Source organism: Nocardia sp. NPDC056000 (genome assembly GCF_042269265.1).
Lineage (GTDB): Bacteria > Actinomycetota > Actinomycetes > Mycobacteriales > Mycobacteriaceae > Nocardia.
Genome location: NZ_JBHJXS010000002.1, coordinates 167,757 through 182,923, shown reverse-complemented (window position 1 = coordinate 182,923; position 15,167 = coordinate 167,757). Strand labels below are relative to the sequence as shown.

The following is a 15,167-nucleotide window of genomic DNA, read 5'->3' as shown; positions in this document are numbered from 1 at the left end:
AACCATCATGGATTTCACCCTTACCGAGGCGCAGCAGGATCTGGCCCGCCTCACCGCCGAGGTCACCGGCAAGCTCGTCACCGCCGACCGGCTGCGCGAGCTCGACAAGAACACCGACGCCGCCGGAAATCCGGTGGTGCGCTTCGACGACACGCTGTGGAGCTCACTCGCCGAGACCGGCGTGCTGGCCGCGGCGCTCCCGGAAACGGTGGGCGGCAGCGATTTCGGCGTACTGGAGCAGACCGCCATCCTGCGCGAGATCGGCAAATCCGTCGCGCCGGTGCCGTACCTGTGGTCGATCGTGCTGGGCGCGGGCGCGCTCGCGCAGTTCGGCTCCGATGAGCAGCGCGCGCTGGCCGCGCAGGCCGCGAGCGGCGAGGTCATCCTCACCGCCGCGCTGAGCGAAGAGCGCAACTGGGAACTCGCCAAGCCCGTCACCACCGCCGCCGACAATGACGGCTGGCAGCTCACCGGCTTCAAGACCACGGTGCCGTTCGCCCGCCAGGCGGCGCGAATCCTGGTGTCCGCCAGCGTCGACGGCTCCCCCGCCGTATTCCTGGTCGATCCCTCGCACGCCTCGGTGCGCATCGAGGATCAGATCGTCACGGACCGCTCCCCCGAGGCCGAAGTCGAATTCACCGCCACCCCTGCGGAATTGGTCGGCACCCTGGAGCAGGGCGCGGACATTCTGAACTGGCTGCTCGAGCGCGCCTGGCTCGGCCTGGCCGCCACCCAGCTCGGCGTCGTCGAGAAGGGCCTCGAGCTGGTCGCCGACTACGCCCGTGAGCGGGAGCAGTTCAACCGCAAGATCGGCAGCTTCCAGGCTGTGGCGCAACGGCTTTCCGATGCCTACATCGACATCCAGGGCGTACGCCTCGCGGTGCAGCAGGCCGCCTGGCTGCTCGCCGAGGGCCTGCCGGCCACCGCCGAGATCCACACCGCCAAGTTCTGGGCCGCCGATGCGGGCCACCGCGTCGCCCACACCGTGGTGCACGTACACGGCGGCGTCGGCATCGACCGCGACCACATCGTGAACCAGTACTTCACCGCCGCCAAGCACAATGAATTCGCCCTCGGCGGCGCCACCGATCACCTGCGCGCCCTCGGCGGCATCCTCGCCACACCGGCCAGCTGATCAACCTGCGGGCACCTACCCGCACCGAAAGATCAAGGGCGGCGGCACCTTCCGGTGCCGCCGCCCTTTTCCGTAAGCACCCCCGCAACACGGGTCAGGGCACGAGCGGTCCCGCGAGCACACGCTCACCCGCAGCGCGGTCGCCGCCCCAGGTCAGGGCCGGATCGGACGCGGGCAGGCGCTGCCACAGGGCGAGCAGCAGATCCGAAGCGGGAGCGGCGATTTCGGCGACCGGTTCGCCCGGGCCGTAGATCCAGCTCTCGGCGATATCCGTCGCGCGCAGGCGCAGCGCCACTTCGGGTTCGGTGGCCAGGCCGCGCTGGATCATGCGCGGGGCGAAGAGTTCGAAGACCTCGTTGATGCCGTCCACGGCCAGATCGGTGTCGAAGGGAACCGCCTTACCGAAGGCGTTCTGGCCGTCCCACAGGTGCACGAGGGTTTCCAGGGCGCGGCGGCGACGCCAGAAGCCGACGGTGCGGGGCATGGAGCGGGTGAAGGTCCAGGCTTCGTTCGCCGGATCGGCCGCGAGCGAGGCGGCGATGGCGTCGGCGGTCTCGTCATACCATTCGCGCAGCGCGACAGCGTCTTTCGGAGCCGGATCACCCTGGTGGTCACCGCGCAGTTCGGTCACGGCGGTCACCACCCAGAGATTGCCCTGGCCCAGGTGATCGGCGAGGTCGTAGAACGTCCAGTCACCGCAGGTCGGCACCGGGGTGGCGAGGTCGGTGTCCGGCGTGATGAGATCGCCGAATTCGGTGAGCTTCGCGCAGAGCAGGGCCAGGTAATCCATGCCGATCACCGTAAACCGGATCAACCGCACATACCCGCCGGAAAACGCTCAGGATTCGAGTTCGTGGTTGGAGTCGGGATGCCAGTGACCCGCCCGGGTGGACGCGCTCGCTGCGAAGATCGGGTCGGGGTGATCGGCCGCGGGTTCGAGCTCGTTCATCAGCAGATCGCTCATGGCATCGCGGCGCAGCACCCGGCCGAGTTCGGCGGCGGCCCGATAGTGCGCCGGCGTGCGCAGCGCCTTGCGGACGGCGGTGCCGATCTGCTGTGCGGTCGCGGTGCGCGGCAACGTGATTCCGGCGTGATGCGAGCGCACCCGGGCGGCATTGTCGGCGTGATCGCGGCCGTGCGGGAGCAGCACCACGGGTAGGTCGGCGGCGAACGATTTGAGCAGGGTGCCGTGCCCGCCGTGCGTGATCACCAGGCTCGCGTGCCGCATGAGCTCGTGATGCGGTGCGCAGGACAGCACGGTCACATTCGGCGGCGGGCAGATCGCGGTGACGGGGACGGCCGGACCGGTGGTCATGACACCGCGCACCGGCAGCTTCCCGAGCGCGTCCGCAATCCGCTGCAGGCATTCGGCCTGACCCTGATCGGTACTGGAGAGCGAGACGAGCACCAGCGGCTCATTGCCTTCGGGCACCGTCCATTCGGCGTCCCGGGCCCAAGTCGGATCATCCAGAATGGCGCCGACATAGCGCACCGTATCCGGCCGCTGTGCCGCGAAATCGAATACCTCACTGGACAATACGAGCTGCCGATGCGCCAGCTGCACCTGATCCTGATAGTGCGCGAGCCGCTCCAGCCCGAAATCCGCGCGCAGCGCGTTCAATTGCGGCAGCAGTTCCTGATCCCAGCGCCGCTGCACCATGGATCCGACCAGTCGATCGCGCCAGCGCCCCACCGGTCCCCCGGCGCGGCCGAATCCGGTGCCGGGCGGCGGTCCGCCCTCCACGGGCAGCGGATAGATGCCCGGTATGAGTGCCATGAACGGTAATTCCCGCGCCTGCGCGGCCACCATGGCCCCGAACGCGAAGTAGGAGGCGAGTACCAGATCCGGTCGCTCGGAATCGATTTCGGCGGCGGTATCGCGGGCGAATCCGCTCCCCGCGCGCGATCGCAGCCGCGCACCGGTGGCCGTCACCTCCGCGGCCAGCGATTCCTCGGCGAGCACGGTGACCCGATGCCCGCGCTCGACCAGCCTGCGCACCACACCGAGCTCCGGCGGTACGGTTCCGCCGCTGCCGGTGAGGGCAACCAGGTAGCTGTGCTTCATCAGGCACCTCCTGCCCGCCACTCTGTCACGCTGGGCGGGTCGCCGACTTCCCGATCGACAAATGATGTGTCACAGACCACAGTGCCACCGCACCGATGAGTTTTCCACCCGCGTCTCGTCCTCACCAATGACCCCATTGGACCCGCAAGGCGTTTGCGGATGAGAGGACGAATCACCATGGCCAGCAAGATGATCTTCATCAATCTCCCCGTAGCCGACCTGGAGCGATCCAAGAACTTCTACGAGGCGCTGGGCTGGAAGGTCAATCAGGACTTCACCGACGAGAACGCCGCCTGCATCGTCATCGACGACAATATCTGCGCCATGCTGCTGACCCGGGACTTCTTCACCACCTTCAGCACCCGGCCCGTCGGCGATCCCGGCGCCACCGTGAATGCCCTCTACGCCATCTCCCTCAACAGTCCGGAGGAAGTCGACACCCTGGTGGAGGCCGCCCTCGCCTCCGGCGGCACCGAGGAGGTCAATGCGGATAAGCGCGCCCAGGAGGCCCAGGTCGGCATGCACGGCCGCACCTTCCTCGATCCGGACGGCCACCAGTGGGAGCCCTTCCACATGGCCTACCCTGGCGCGCACTGACCCTGCTCCTTCGAAATGCGAACGGCCCGCCGGGATTTCTCCCAGCGGGCCGTTCACGCATGTCGTCGCGTTCACGCCGGACCACCCCGGCGCATCCACCTACGCGGCGACGGAGAACAGTTCTACCGCAGTTCCGGCGCAAGTCCGAAAAGCGGGAACAGGCGGTCGGTATCCAAGAAGAAGTTGAGCCCCGCAATGCGATCGCCGTCCAGTTCCAGCACAGTGATGGACCAGGGCACCCAGACGCCCGGTTCGTCGGCACTGGGCTTGTAGTGACCGAAGGCGGGCATGCCGTTGGCCCCGAGCGGGATCATGCGGGAATCGCGGCACGCGGAACCGGTGGTGAGCATGAACTGCGCGACATTCTCGGGACCGGAGATCCACAGCGAGAACGGCGGCATCGACAGTGCCACATCGGCTTTCAGCAATTCGGTGAGCGCGGCCATGTCATAGGACTCGAACGCGGCCACGAAATCGTCGACGAGTTTGCGCTGCCGTTCATCGGATTCGTCGAAGACGTCCGAGACGGTGGACACCTCCTGCGCCTTGGTCATGGTGGCGCGGGCGCGCTGTAGTGCGCTGTTCACCGAGGCCGGGGAGACATTGAGCATGTCCGCGGTCTCATTGGCGGAGAAGCGCAGCACCTCGCGCATGATCAGGATGGCGCGCTGGGTGGCGGGCAGATGCTGCACCGCGGCCACGAACGCCAGGCGCAGCGTGTCCTTGGCGCTGGCGGCCTCGGCCGGATCCGCGCCGAAGGCGAGACCGTTCGGAATCGGTTCCACCCATACGTAATCCGGCTCCGGCGGGGGCAGCGGGGTGTCCGGTGTGCTCGCTCCGGTGAGGTCCATCGGCCGGGCGCGGCGCTGCGGACCGTCGAGCATGTCCAGACAGACATTGGTGGTGATCTTGTAGAGCCAGGAGCGGACGCTCGAACGACCCTCGAACGAGTCGTACGACTTCCACGCCCTGGTGAAGGTTTCCTGTACCGCGTCCTCGGCCTCGAACGACGACCCGAGCATTCGATAGGCGTAGGCGCACAACTCACGCCGATGACCTTCGAAGGACCGCAGTACATCGTCGGTGATCGTGGTGGATCCGCCGCCTGTCTCGCTCATGACCATCACTCTGGCACAGGGCACCGACAAGAAGAACACCCCGAAATTGCCTGCGCCCGCCTGTTTCGCAACAGGCGGGCGCAGGAGCCTCAGCAGTAACTCGCGGCTACCGCGGCGGCGCGATTACTTGGTGCTCGGAGCGTGCGCGTGATTGTCCGCCTCGCGGGCCTCGGTCTGCGCCTGCGCCCACTTGTAATCGGGCTTGCCCGCCGGCGAGCGCTTGATCTCGTCCACGTACCACAGGCTGCGCGGCATCTTGTAGGAGGAGATCTCCTGCGTCAGCACCGGGCGCAGATCCTCCAGGGTGGGCCGATTCTCGCTGCGGCACTGCACGACCGCGACGACGCGCTGTCCCCAGCGCTCATCCGGCACGCCGACCACGAGCGCGTCGAAGATCTCCGGATGCGCCTTGAGCGCGCCCTCGACCTCTTCGGGGTAGATCTTCTCGCCGCCGGAGTTGATGGACACCGAACCACGCCCGAGCATGGTGACGCTGCCGTCCTCCTCCACGCGGGCGAAGTCGCCCGGGATGGAGTAGCGAATCCCGTTGTACTCCTTGAACGTAGCCGCGGTCTTGACCGGGTCGTTGTAGTAGCCCAGCGGGATATGCCCGGTGCGCGCGATCAGGCCGGTCTTGCCCGAGCCCGCCTCGATCTCATTGCCCTCGTCATCGATGACCTTGGTGGAGGCGTCGATCTTCACGCGCGGGCCACCGGTGTGGGTGGCGCCCTTGCTGGCCACCGACAGGCCGCCGAAACCGGTCTCCGAGGAGCCGATGGAGTCGGTGATCATGGTGGTGGTGAGCAGTTCGAGGTACTCGTCCTTGAGCGCGGGCGAGAACAGCGCGGCGCTCGAGGCCAGCGCCCACAGCTGCGAATGCTGGTACGGCTCACCGGTTTCCGGATTACCCGCCTTCAGCGCGTCCAGCATCGGGCGCGCCATTGCGTCACCGGTGATGAAGATCAGGTTGATGTTGTGCTTGTCGATGGCCTGCCAGACGCCGTGCCCGCTGAACTCGGGCAGCATGACGGCCTTGCCGCCGTCGAAGAGGCTGTGGAACACCGCGGTCTGCGAACCACCGTGGATCAGCGGCGGAATGGGGAAGCGGTTCAGCTGCCCGTTGCCCGCGCCGACCTTGGCCTGCTGCCATTCGTCCTCGATGGCGACGCCGGTGACGAAGTTGATGCCGCCGCCGAGCACGCGCCACCAGTCCTCGTGCCGCCACATGACGCCCTTGGGCAGGCCGGTGGTGCCGCCGGTGTAGAGCATGAAGATGTCATCGGCCGAACGATCGCCGAAGTCGCGCACATCCGAGCTGCCCGCCAGGGCCGTCTCGTATTCGACCGCACCCGCGGGGGCGGGCAGATCGGTGCCGTCCTCGATGGTCAGCACGGTCTTGATGGCCGGGACCTTGGGCAGCACATTGCCGATGCGCTCGCTGTAGCGACGTTCGGCGATGAGCGCGACCATGTCCGAGTTCTCGAAGATGTACTGCAACTCGTTCTCGACGTACCGGTAGTTCACGTTGATGACCACCGCGCGGATCTTGAAGATCGCCACCATGGCCTCGACGGCCTCAATGGTGTTACGCGCGTAGATGCCTACCTTGTCACCGGGCTCGACGCCCTGTTCCTGCAGGTAATGGCCCAGCTGGTTGCAACGCTTCTCGAACTCGGCGTAGGTGAATTCCCTATCGTTGTCGACCAGAGCTACTCGCTCCGGCATCAGATCGATGGCGTGCTCGACAAGGTCCGCTATGTTGTAGCTCACAGGATGAAAATAGAACGTGTTCTCGTGAGTTGCAAGGTGCGATTTCCCGCTCACCGGACAAATGCGGTGTGGCCCCCGCCACAGCCTACCGGCCCGGGATGCCTAAAAGGAATAGGACAAATGGGAAACCGCCCGGCCGCAGCCCCGAGGGGGACGCGGCGGGCGGTTCGCCAATCTAGAACTGGTTCTACGACTCGATGAACGGCTTCAGGCGCTCGAACTGCTCCACGCTGTGCACGCCGACGAGCAGCATGGTGACACCCGCCTTCTCCCACACCTTGAGCTGTTCGCGCACATGCGCCTCATCGCCGATGATCGTGGTGTCCAGGATCAGCTCGTCCGGAACCGCCGCCGCCGCTTCGTCTTTGCGGCCGGTGCGGAACAGCCGGGTGATCTCCTCGACCTGTTCGCCGTAGCCCATGCGGCGGTACACCTCGGCGTGGAAGTTCATGTCCTCCGCGCCCATACCGCCGATGTACAGCGCCAGGAACGGCCGCAGCCGATCCAGTTCCGCCTTGGTGTCATCGGTCAGGATGACCTGCGCGGTCGCGGCGATCTCGAAGTCCTCCCGCGAACGCCGGGCACCCGCGCGCGCGAAACCCTCGTCCAGCCACTCGTTGTACATATCCGCCAGCCGCGGGGTGTAGTAGATGGCCAGCCAGCCGTCCGCGATCTCGGCGGTCAGCGCGACGTTCTTCGGACCTTCCGCACCCAGCCAGATGGGCAGATCCTTGCGCAGCGGATGCGTGATCGACTTGAGCGGTTTGCCGAAGCCGGTGGCGTTCGCGCCGTTGTACGGCAGCGGGTAGCTGGGCCCGTCGTTGGTCACCTTGCCCTCGCGCTCGAGCACCTGGCGGATCACCGAGACGTATTCGCGGGTGCGCTGCAACGGCTTGGCAAACGACTGCCCGTACCAGCCCTCGACGACCTGCGGACCGGAGACGCCGAGCCCGAGGATGTGCCGTCCGCCGCTGAGGTGGTCCAGGGTCAGCGCGGCCATGGCGGTCGCGGTCGGGGTGCGCGCGGACATCTGCACGACCGAGGTGCCCAGGCGGACGCGGCTGGTGCTCGGGCCGAGCCAGGCGAGTGGGGTGTAGGCGTCCGACCCCCAGGATTCGGCGGTGAAGACGGCGTCGAATCCGGTCTCCTCGGCGGCCGCCACCAACTCCGCGGTATTGGCGGGCGGCTGCGCGCCCCAGTATCCGAGTTGCAACCCAAAGCGCATGTCCCGTTCCCTTCCCATGTGGGCTCTTGCCACCATCATTAGAACCTGTTCTACTCGATCGCGTGACTCTGGGGAACACCGAAGTACTCGCAGCACCGCTGGTGATGAAGTTCGACTACACCCGCTCCACCGGACCGACCATCGGACGCTTCCTCACCGGATTGCGTGCCGGACGGGTCGTCGGGGTGCGCGGTTCCGATGGGCGCGTACTCGTGCCGCCCGCGGAATTCGATCCGATCACCGCGGATGCCCTGACCGAATTCGTCGACGTGGCCGATGTGGGCACCGTGCAGTCGTGGAGCTGGGTGGCCGAACCGGTCTCCGGTCAGCCCTTCGACCGCCCGTTCGCCTACGCGCTCATCAAGCTGGACGGTGCCGATACCGCCCTGCTGCACGCCGTGGATGTGGCCGCCGCGGCCGATATCTCCACCGGCATGCGGGTGCGGGCGCGCTGGGCCGCCGAGCGGACCGGCGACATCCACGACATCGTGGCGTTCGAACCGGGTGAGACCTCCACCGCGCCGGCCGATTCCAGCGCTGACGCCGAGCCGGTGACGGGCATCATCACCCCGATCGACCTGTCGTTCAAGCACACCGCCGCACCGCAGGAAGCGGTCTTCCTGAAGGGACTGACCGAGGGCAAGCTGCTCGGTGCGCGCGCCCAGCTCGACGGCAAGGTGTACTTCCCGCCGCGTGGCGCGGACCCGCGCACCGGCGAGCCGACCGACGATTTCGTCGAGGTGTCCGATAAGGGCATCGTCACCACGTTCTGCATCGTGAACGTGCCGTTCATGGGTCAGCGCCTCAAGCCCCCGTATGTGGCCGCGTACGTGCTGCTCGACGGCACCGACATCCCGTTCCTGCACCTGGTGCTCGGCGTGGAGGCGAGCGATGTGCGGATGGGCATGCGGGTCGAGGCCGTGTGGAAGCCGCGCGAGGAGTGGGGCCTGTCGATGGCCAATATCGATCACTTCCGGCCCACCGGCGAACCCGACGCCGAATACGACTCGTTCGCGCACCACCTGTAGAGAGGCGCTGAATTACTTTGAGCGGCAACGTTACTGACATCGCGGTGGTGGGGTTCGCCCACGCGCCGCACGTGCCGGAGACCTTCGGCACCACCAATGGCGTGGAAATGCTCGCGCCGTGCTTCACCGAGCTGTACGCCCAGCTCGGCATCACCAAGTCCGATATCGATTTCTGGTGCTCGGGCTCCTCGGATTACCTTGCGGGACGCGCCTTCTCGTTCATCTCCGCGATCGACTCCATCGGCGCGGTGCCGCCGATCAACGAATCGCACGTCGAGATGGACGCGGCCTGGGCGCTGTACGAGGCGTGGGTGAAACTGCGCACCGGACAGGCCGAGACCGCGCTGGTGTACGGCTTCGGCAAGGCGTCGGCGGGCACGCTGCGCCAGGTGCTGACCCTGCAGACCGATCCGTACCTGGTGGCCCCGCTGGGCCCGGACGCGGTATCGATGGCCGGTCTGCAGGCCCGCGCCGGTATCGACGCCGGTCGCTGGACCGAGCGCGATATGGCCGAGGTGGCCGCGCGCAATGCCGTACATGCCGCGGCCAAGGGCGGCAGCGCCACCGCGCGCACCGAATCCGATGTCGAAAAGCTTTTGGCCGCCGAGTATGTGGCGAATCCGTTCCGCGCCCACGACATCGCGCCCATCACCGATGGCGCGGCCGCGGTGGTGCTGGCCGTCGGCGACAAGGCACGGGAACTGCGGGAGCGTCCGGCCTGGCTCACCGGTATCGCGCATTACATCGACACCCCCATCCTGGGTGCGCGCGATCTTACTGTCTCGCAATCGACTTCGCGTGCAGCCAAGGCCGCGATCGGCAGCGGCTCCGCCGAATTCGATATCGCTGAACTGCACGCGCAGTTCAGCCATGAGGAGCTCATCCTCGCGCAGGCGCTGGGCCTGAACGGCAATACCCGGATCAATCCGTCCGGCGGCCCGCTGTCCGGCAATCCGATGTTCGCGGCCGGGCTGGAGCGCATCGGTTTCGCCGCCACCGAAATCTTCAACGGCAACGCGAATCGCGCACTGGCGCATGCCAGTAGCGGTCCCGCGCTGCAGCAGAACCTCGTCGCCACCCTGGAGGCACGCTCATGACGAACCCCGCTGCCGTACTCGGCACCGGCCAGACGCATCACGTGACCAAGCGTTCGGATGTGTCCATGGCGGGCATGCTGCGCGAGGCCATCGACCGCGCGCTGATCGACTCCGATCTGACCATGGCCGATATCGACGCCGTCGTCATCGGTAAGGCCCCCGACTTCTTCGAGGGCTCCATGATGCCGGAGCTGTTCCTGTCGGATGCCCTGGGCGCCACCGGAAAACCGCTGCTGCGCGTGCACACCGCCGGTTCGGTCGGCGGCTCCACCGGCGTCGTGGCGGCCAGCCACGTGCAGGCGGGCGTGCACGGCAAGGTGCTCGCGCTGTCCTGGGAGAAGCAGTCCGAATCCAATGCCATGTGGGCGCTGTCGAATCCGGTTCCGTTCACCATGCCGGTCGGCGCGGGCGCGGGCGGTTACTTCGCCCCGCACGTGCGCGCCTACATCCGCCGCGCCAACGCGCCGCTGCACATCGGCGCCATGGTCGCGGTGAAGGATCGCCGCAATGGCGCGAAGAATCCGTTCGCGCATCTCAAGCAGGCCGATATCACCATGGAATCGGTGATGGCGTCCCAAATGCTCTGGGACCCCATCCGTTTCGACGAGACCTGCCCGTCCTCGGACGGCGCGTGCGCCATCGTCATCGGTGACGAAGCCTCGGCCAAGGCCGTCGAAGCCCGCGGCAAGAAGGTCGCCTGGATTCACGGCACCGCCATGCGCACCGAACCGCTCGCCTACGCCGGGCGCGATCAGGTGAATCCGAAGGCCGGTCAGGCCGCGGCCGCCGCACTGTGGAAGCAGGCCGGAATCACCAACCCGCTCGAGGAGATCGACGCGGCCGAAATCTACGTCCCCTTCTCATGGTTCGAGCCCATGTGGCTGGAGAACCTGGGCTTCATGCCCGAGGGCGAGGGCTGGAAGCTCACCGATGCGGGCGAAACCGCCATCGGCGGAAAGCTTCCGGTGAATCCGTCCGGCGGCGTGCTGTCCTCCAACCCGATCGGCGCGTCCGGCATGATCCGCTTCGCCGAGGCCGCCAAGCAGGTCATGGGCCGGGCCGGGGACTACCAGGTGGAGAATGCCCGCAAGGCGTTCGGGCACGCGTACGGCGGTGGCTCGCAGTACTTCTCGATGTGGGTGGTCGGAAGTGAGCAGCCGTGACCGATGAGGACCATCCCGCCCGGGTAGCCGGTCGGGCATCGCAGGCCGCGGTGCGCGCCAAGGACAAGGACGCCTGGGTCGCGCTGTTCGCGCCGGACGGCATCGTGGAGGATCCGGTCGGACCGTCCTTCTTCGATCCCGAGGGCAAGGGCCATCGCGGACCGGAAGCCATCGCGGCGTTCTGGGACAAGGCGATAGCGCAGACCGACTCCATCGAATTCCTCTTCGATGATTCGTTCGCCTGCGGCAGCGAGGTGGTCTACACCGGCCGCATCCGCACCACGCTGGGCGGCCAGACCATCGATGCCGAAGGCGTTTTCACCTATCGGGTGGAGCCGGACGGCAAGATCGCCGCGCTGCGCGCGTTCTGGGAGACCGAGCGCGCCATGCAGACCATGAAACCCGTTTAGGGACAACAGGCCCCGTCAGGGAATCACAAAGGAGCGGGAGACTGGATGCCAGTCTCCCGCTCCTTTCCTTACTACCCTGAGTTGTGAGAGGCAGGGCAGGTCAGCGTTTTTCGCGCTAGTGCGCTACCGGGCAACCGCCGCCGGGCTTGGTGCCGTAGTCGACCTGGAATTCCTTCACACCGTTCAGCCAGCCCGAGCGCAGGCGCTGCGGATCGCCGAGTCCGGAGATGTCCGGCATGTAGTCCGCGATGGCGTTGAAGATGATCTCGATCTCCAGCCGCGCCAGGTTCGCGCCGACGCAGTAGTGCGCGCCGGTGCCGCCGAAGGACAGGTGCGGGTTCGGATCACGCAGGATGTTGAAGGTGTTCGGATCGTCGAACACCTCCTCGTCGAAGTTGGCCGAACGGTAGGACAGCACCACGCGCTGCCCCTTCTTGATCTCCACGCCACCGACTTCCACATCCTCGAGCGCGGTGCGCTGGAAGCTGCTGACCGGGGTGGCCCAGCGGATGATCTCGTCGACGGCGGTGCGCGGGCGCTCCTTCTTGAAGAGCTCCCACTGCTCCGGGTTCTCCAGGAACGCGACCATCCCGTGCGTGGTGGCATTGCGGGTGGTCTCGTTGCCGGCCACGGCCAGCACCATGACGAAGAAGCCGAATTCCTCGGGCAGCAGCGCGTCACCGTCGACATCGGCGTTGATGAGTTCGGTGACGATATCGTCGGCCGGGCAGGCCCGGCGGGCTTCGGCCATTTGGTACGAGTAGCCCAGGATCTCGGTGGAGGCGACCACCGGATCGGCATCGCTGTCCGGATCGTCGTAGCTGGTCATATCGTTGGACCACTTGAAGAGCTTCATGCGGTCTTCCTGTGGCACGCCGATCAATTCGGCGATGGCCTGCAGCGGCAGTTCGGCCGCCACCTGCTCCACGAAGTCACCGGCGCCGGTCGCCACCGCGGCCTGCACGATGGATTCGGCGCGCGCGGTCAGCTCGGCGCGCAGGCCGTTGATCACGCGCGGGGTGAAGCCCTTCGAGATGATCTTGCGGAGCTTGGTGTGCTCCGGGGCGTCCTTGTTCAGCAGGACGAAGCGCTGCAGTTCGATCTGCTCGCGGGTGATGCTGTCCTGGAAGCGCGGGATGGCGGTGTTCTCGAAGGTGGAGAACACGTCATCACGCCGCGAGACGGTTTTCACGTCGGCATGCTTGCTGATCACCCAGAAGCCGTCGTCCTGGAAGCCGCCGGTCTCGGGAGACTTGGGATTCCACCAGATCGGCGCGGCCTCGCGGAGTTCGGCGAGTTCCTCCGCCGGGACTCGCTGCTGCCACATCTCCGGGTCGGTGATGTCGAACCCGTCCGGCACGTTGGGCCGGGCTTGGGCGTCTGCGGTATTGGCTGCCACCACCAGCTGTCTCCTTTGACTAACTGAAACACGTTCTACCGATATTCAAGCACAGGCGGTAAGACTAGGGAAGGAACCGAAACTGACTTACATTACTTGTAGAGAACTTGTTCCAGTTCTGATCCGGAAGGAAGACCATCGTGGGTACACCCGTCATCGTCGAAGCCGCGCGCACACCCATCGGCAAGCGCAACGGCTGGCTGGCCGGACTGCATGCCGCCGAACTCCTGGGAGCGGCGCAGAAGGGCCTGCTGGAGCGGGCCGAGCTGGATCCGGCTCTGGTGGAGCAGGTCATCGGCGGCTGCGTGATGCAGGTGGGCGAACAGTCCAACAATGTCACCAGAACCGCTTGGCTGCACGCCGGATTGCCCTGGCAGTCCGGTGCGGTCACCATCGACAATCAGTGCGGCTCCGCGCAGCAGGCCACCGGCCTGGTCGCGGGCCTGATCGCCACCGGCGCGATCGATGTCGGCATGGCCTGCGGCCTGGAGTCCATGAGCCATGTTCCGTTGGGCGCCAACGTCGGAACGCACGCGGGCCCGCGCCGTCCGGCGTCGTGGGATATCGATATGCCGGACCAGTTCACCGCCGCCGAGCGAATTGCCAAGCGGCGCGGCATCACTCGCGACGACACCGACGAATGGGGCGAGCGCTCACAGCGTCTGGCCGCGCAGGCGTGGGAGCAGGGCCGGTTCGACCGCGAGGTGCTCACCATTGTCGGTGCGCCGCAGGTCGATAAGGAAGGCAACCTCACCGGCGAGACCGCCGATATCAGCCGAGATCAGGGCCTGCGCGCCACCACCCGCGAGGGCCTGGCGAAGCTGAAGCCGGTGCTGGAGGGCGGAATTCACACCGCGGGCTCCTCCTCGCAGATCTCCGACGGCGCCTCTGCGGTGCTGCTGATGGACGAAAAGGCCGCTGAGCGAGCGGGTTTGCGCCCCCGCGCGCGGATCATCTCGCAGTGCCTGGTGGGCGGCGAGCCCGAATTCCACCTGGACGGACCGGTTCAGGCGTGCGAGCGCCTGCTGGAGCGCAGCGGGATGAGCATCGGCGATATCGATCTGTTCGAAATCAACGAGGCGTTCGCGTCCGTGGTGCTGTCGTGGGCCTCGGTGCACAAGCCGGATCTGGATCGGGTGAACGTCAACGGCGGCGCGATCGCCATCGGACATCCGGTCGGCAGCACCGGAACCCGGCTCATCACAACGGCTTTGCACGAGTTGGAACGGTCCGACAAGCAGACCGCGATGATCCTCATGTGCTGCGGTGGCGCGCTCGCGACGGGCACGATCATCGAGCGGATCTAGTCACTTAGTCGTCACTTCAATCATTTTCGGGCGAGGTTGAACGTTCATCCCACTTGTCGTGAAACGTGGCGTACGCCACACAAACTCGGGTACAGACAAGAAGATGAGATGTCAGCTATCTTAGGGTTACCGACGGCCCGTCGTGGAAGACCTTCGCGACGGGCCAGAACCGGGACTCTTAAGCCCTCCGCAAGAACGGTGGCGCTGGCCCGCAAACACCCAAGCCACAGCCGGTTCACCGGATCACCGCCTAGAAGCTTCAAGGAAATCGCGGATCAGGCGTAGGTTTTCAGTTACTGAGCCGCTAATATCAATGATACGTATCCGAGATAACGACTGTTAGTACAGCGAAGGGAATTGGGCGGCTCACAATGGCTGATTTCGCGGCGCGGCTGAACAAGCTGTTCGAAACCGTGCATCCCCCGGGGCGTAAGCCGCACACCAATGCAGAGGTGGCGGCGGCGCTCACGGCCTCCGGCCATCCGATCTCGAAACCGTATCTCTCGCAGTTGCGGTCGGGACAGCGGACCAACCCCTCAGATGAGACGGTGGCCGCGCTGGCGAAGTTCTTCAAGGTGAAACCGGACTACTTCTTCAACGACATCTACGCGGCCAAGATCGATCACGATCTCGAACTGCTGTCCCAGCTGCAGGGCTATGGACTTCGTCGTTTGTCGAGTAGGGCGTTCGACCTCTCCGAAGAATCTCAGAACCTCCTCACCTCCATGGCGGAGAAGTTGCGGGCCAGCGAAGGGCTGCCCGAAATTCCTCCGGACGGTACGGAATAGGTTCTCTACCGGGGCAACTCGGCGCGGCCGTCTCGGAGGTCGCACCGGGGTGGCCCGGTAGGGAA

Annotated in this window: 14 protein-coding genes; 8 read left to right on the top strand and 6 right to left on the bottom strand. The window is 66.2% G+C overall.

From position 1 onward, the window contains the following. The first annotated feature begins 7 nt into the window (after window positions 1-7). Window positions 8-1,135 (top strand): acyl-CoA dehydrogenase family protein, encoded by a 1,128-nt coding sequence (locus ACFC4D_RS05920; RefSeq protein WP_376061972.1) that lies wholly within the window; start codon window positions 8-10, stop codon window positions 1,133-1,135. Window positions 1,136-1,229: 94 nt separating this feature from the next. Here ACFC4D_RS05920 and ACFC4D_RS05915 read toward each other — a convergent pair whose 3' ends face one another. Continuing rightward, window positions 1,230-1,925 (bottom strand): maleylpyruvate isomerase family mycothiol-dependent enzyme, encoded by a 696-nt coding sequence (locus ACFC4D_RS05915; RefSeq protein ID WP_376061971.1) that lies wholly within the window; start codon window positions 1,923-1,925, stop codon window positions 1,230-1,232. A 48-nt stretch (window positions 1,926-1,973) separates the two neighbouring features. Continuing rightward, window positions 1,974-3,200: a glycosyltransferase gene (locus ACFC4D_RS05910; protein WP_376061970.1), complete on the bottom strand. Its 1,227-nt coding sequence runs from the start codon at window positions 3,198-3,200 to the stop codon at window positions 1,974-1,976. Window positions 3,201-3,359: 159 nt separating this feature from the next. On the opposite strand from ACFC4D_RS05910, the gene ACFC4D_RS05905 reads away from it, so the two are divergent. After that, complete coding sequence (locus ACFC4D_RS05905) at window positions 3,360-3,797, top strand: VOC family protein (protein ID WP_375962544.1); 438 nt, start codon at window positions 3,360-3,362, stop codon at window positions 3,795-3,797. 122 nt (window positions 3,798-3,919) lie between these two features. Here ACFC4D_RS05905 and ACFC4D_RS05900 read toward each other — a convergent pair whose 3' ends face one another. From ACFC4D_RS05900 to ACFC4D_RS05890, 3 genes are all read right to left on the bottom strand, one after another. Beyond that, window positions 3,920-4,915 carry a sigma-70 family RNA polymerase sigma factor gene (locus ACFC4D_RS05900; protein WP_364637852.1) on the bottom strand — a complete coding sequence of 332 codons (996 nt, stop codon included), beginning with the start codon at window positions 4,913-4,915 and terminating at the stop codon, window positions 3,920-3,922. A 123-nt stretch (window positions 4,916-5,038) separates the two neighbouring features. After that, a complete protein-coding gene (locus ACFC4D_RS05895; RefSeq protein WP_376061969.1) occupies window positions 5,039-6,685 on the bottom strand; it encodes an acyl-CoA synthetase in 1,647 nt (548 codons plus the stop codon). A 187-nt stretch (window positions 6,686-6,872) separates the two neighbouring features. Further along, entirely contained in the window at window positions 6,873-7,910 is a 1,038-nt protein-coding gene (locus tag ACFC4D_RS05890; protein WP_375962536.1) for an LLM class F420-dependent oxidoreductase, read from the bottom strand. 62 nt (window positions 7,911-7,972) lie between these two features. Here ACFC4D_RS05890 and ACFC4D_RS05885 point away from each other — a divergent pair, with 62 nt between their 5' ends. The 4 genes from ACFC4D_RS05885 to ACFC4D_RS05870 are packed head-to-tail and all read left to right on the top strand — an operon-like array spanning window position 7,973 to window position 11,608. Beyond that, on the top strand, window positions 7,973-8,938 hold the full coding sequence (locus ACFC4D_RS05885) for a Zn-ribbon domain-containing OB-fold protein (RefSeq protein WP_376061968.1): 966 nt from the start codon (window positions 7,973-7,975) through the stop codon (window positions 8,936-8,938). Window positions 8,939-8,955: 17 nt separating this feature from the next. Beyond that, the gene (locus ACFC4D_RS05880) at window positions 8,956-10,035 is read left to right on the top strand and encodes a thiolase domain-containing protein (RefSeq protein WP_375962530.1); all 1,080 of its coding nucleotides are present in this window, start codon (window positions 8,956-8,958) and stop codon (window positions 10,033-10,035) included. Continuing rightward, window positions 10,032-11,198 carry a thiolase domain-containing protein gene (locus tag ACFC4D_RS05875; RefSeq protein ID WP_364637842.1) on the top strand — a complete coding sequence of 389 codons (1,167 nt, stop codon included), beginning with the start codon at window positions 10,032-10,034 and terminating at the stop codon, window positions 11,196-11,198. The genes ACFC4D_RS05880 and ACFC4D_RS05875 overlap by 4 nt, the downstream gene beginning before the upstream one ends. Next, window positions 11,195-11,608: a nuclear transport factor 2 family protein gene (locus ACFC4D_RS05870; protein ID WP_364637840.1), complete on the top strand. Its 414-nt coding sequence runs from the start codon at window positions 11,195-11,197 to the stop codon at window positions 11,606-11,608. The genes ACFC4D_RS05875 and ACFC4D_RS05870 overlap by 4 nt, the downstream gene beginning before the upstream one ends. Window positions 11,609-11,723: 115 nt before the next feature. Here the strand turns inward: ACFC4D_RS05870 and ACFC4D_RS05865 are convergent, their stop codons facing one another. Next, window positions 11,724-12,935 (bottom strand): cytochrome P450, encoded by a 1,212-nt coding sequence (locus tag ACFC4D_RS05865; RefSeq protein ID WP_376062248.1) that lies wholly within the window; start codon window positions 12,933-12,935, stop codon window positions 11,724-11,726. A gap of 212 nt (window positions 12,936-13,147) precedes the next feature. On the opposite strand from ACFC4D_RS05865, the gene ACFC4D_RS05860 reads away from it, so the two are divergent. After that, the gene (locus tag ACFC4D_RS05860; protein WP_364637838.1) at window positions 13,148-14,314 is read left to right on the top strand and encodes a steroid 3-ketoacyl-CoA thiolase; all 1,167 of its coding nucleotides are present in this window, start codon (window positions 13,148-13,150) and stop codon (window positions 14,312-14,314) included. A 371-nt stretch (window positions 14,315-14,685) separates the two neighbouring features. Continuing rightward, on the top strand, window positions 14,686-15,102 hold the full coding sequence (locus tag ACFC4D_RS05855) for a helix-turn-helix domain-containing protein (RefSeq protein ID WP_011207048.1): 417 nt from the start codon (window positions 14,686-14,688) through the stop codon (window positions 15,100-15,102). Window positions 15,103-15,167 lie beyond the last annotated feature (65 nt).